This is a genomic window from Pseudomonas sp. HY2-MNA-CIBAN-0224, from assembly GCF_040310285.1.
Lineage (GTDB): Bacteria > Pseudomonadota > Gammaproteobacteria > Pseudomonadales > Pseudomonadaceae > Aquipseudomonas > Aquipseudomonas helleri.
The window spans coordinates 1-2,366 of the sequence record NZ_JBEOPQ010000124.1; the positions used below are offsets into that span (position 1 = coordinate 1).

The following is a 2,366-nucleotide window of genomic DNA, read 5'->3' on the forward strand; positions in this document are numbered from 1 at the left end:
CTATTAAAAGTGTTCGCGATGTCTCCGAACATTGTGTTCGCTATGTCCCCGGTCCATACACTCCCGGAGGGAGAGGGAGCTTTACCGAGGTGTTTTCGGATTCAGCGCAGTACCGTCAGCGTGTTGAAAGCCTTCAATATCCCCCAATCAGTCCCCTCTCCCTCCGGGAGAGGGCTAGGGAGAGGGGCTTTTGATTTTAAGCCCTGAACTGCCCCAAACTGGCCTTCAACTGCCCTGCCAGGCTATCCAGCACCTTGCCGCTGGCCGTGGTCTGCGTGACGGCCTCGGCCGCGCGTTCGGCCTGGGCATGGATCACTTCGACCCGCCCGCGCACTGCATGGGCGCCCAGGGCCTGATGCGCTGCGGCTTTGGTCGCATCGTCTATGGCCGTGTGCACGTGCTCAACCGAGGCCTGCACGGTCTTCTGCAATTTCACACTGCCGCGCAACACCGCCAGGCCTTCGTCCGCCTGCCGCCCGGCCTGCGCAATCGCCGCGACCGCTTCTTTGGCGCCCTGCTGCAAGGCCACGATGTGCGCCTGAATATCGCCGGTAGAGCTTTGTGTTTTGCTCGCCAACGCACGGACTTCATCGGCCACCACCGCAAAGCCGCGCCCCGTCTCGCCTGCCCGCGCCGCTTCAATGGCGGCGTTCAACGCCAGCAGGTTGGTCTGCTCAGCAATGCCATGGATCACCGTCAGCACCACTTCGATCTGCTCGCTTTGCTGCGCCAGCCGCTCAATCACCTTGGCACCCTCGCCCACTTGCCCGGCCAGCGCTTCAATCAAGCCGCCCACTTGCGCCGAGGTGCGGGTGTTTTCGTCAGTCGCCTGACGAATGTCCACCACTTGGCGCAGCGCTGCCTGCATCGCCTGGCTTTCAGACTGCGCCGCATCGGCCATGGTCGACAGCGCCTCAAGGCTTTGCGCCACTTCATCGCGCTGCAACTGCGCCGCCGCATCCGCCCCGGCATTGCGCATCGTCATCACGCCAATCTCGACTCCGGTGCGCTGGGCCACATCCCCCGCTTCACGCACGATGGGCTGCAACTTGTCGACAAAACGGTCAACCGCTGCCGCCATGTCGCCAATCTCGTCTTTGCTGTTCAGGCCTACGCGCTTGGTCAGGTCACCCTCGCCTGCCGCCAGGTCATTCAAGGCTGCGTTAAGCAGCAGTAACTTGCTCACCACGCGCCGCCCCAACACCACCGCCAGTACCAGCAACACCCCAAGCCCCACCAGCGCCAGGCTCAAGCCGATGCGCCAGCGCAGCGCTTCTGCTGCCTCGCGTACGGTGTGCGCGGTATTGACCTGCATTTGTGCGGCCGCCGCCTGCGCCGACTGCAAACGCGCGCCCAAGGCCTTGGAGCTTTCGCTGGCCGCGCCTTGCAGGCTGTCGTCGACCAACTGATCACTGTTCACAATCAACGACGCAAAACGCTGGTCCAGCGCCGCCAGAGACTGTTCGATCGACGCAGTAGAAACGCCCATCAACACTTTGCCGATCACAACGCCGTTGGGGCTGATGGGCGCTTCGAGGTAATACACCGCCGGATCGTTGCGCGCAGCATCGAGGACTTTATCCAGCGCACGTTCGCCCTTGCCCTTTTCCAGCAGGGCTTTGTTGATCGGGTTATCACGGTTGAGGTAGCGCGTCAGATGTTGCCCCGAGGCATCGTCATACACCACGAACAGCACATTGGGATTGCGCTGGGCACGCCGAGCGAAGTCCGACAGGGTCGGCACATCGTTATCCCAAATGGCCCGAGACGAAACGGCCGCCAGCAGCTGCGCCATGTCGTTCGCGGAGTCTTTGAGGCTCTGCTCAAGCATTTCCCAGAGCTGCATCTGTTCGTCTTTAAGGCGCGGCTCCAGGCCTGCGGTCAGGCGCTGGCGAGTGCTGACCGATAACCCGTCCAGGTTGCTCTTGACCTCACGCCCGGCCAACTCCAGTTCGGCCGCCAACTGCTTGCTGTCTGCACTCAGCCCCGCATCCAGATCGGACTCCAGGGCCGTGACCGTGCTCCGCGTCAGTGCGACAGCCACCAGCACTTGCACCAAAAGAGCGATACCGAGGGTAACGAATACCGGCCGCAACAAACGGCTTTGTAACAATGAGAGTACGGCAGACACAGAAAACCCCTCCACAACGGTGCCATTATTTTGATGGCACGCTTATGGCGTTTTTGAAGCAAGGGTCATGCCGTGGATCTCTTGCGGGACTTCCAGTCTTCGACGCCGCGCTGTCGCGCAGCAAACAGGCCATCGATAATCGACAGCATCCCCCAATCGGTTCCCTCTCCTTCGGGAGAGGGCTAGGGTGAGGGTTGCTCTTGATTTGAGTACATATCCGTTGCTGCGGCAACGG

Annotated in this window: 2 pseudogenes; both read right to left on the reverse strand. The window is 61.6% G+C overall.

The window, feature by feature from the left end:
- Nucleotides 1-196 precede the first annotated feature (196 nt).
- Nucleotides 197-706, reverse strand: a pseudogene (locus tag AAEZ03_RS29320) (methyl-accepting chemotaxis protein); the annotation flags it as partial.
- A 396-nt stretch (nucleotides 707-1,102) separates the two neighbouring features.
- Nucleotides 1,103-1,846, reverse strand: a pseudogene (locus AAEZ03_RS29325) (methyl-accepting chemotaxis protein); the annotation flags it as partial.
- Between the last annotated feature and the right edge of the window lie 520 nt (nucleotides 1,847-2,366).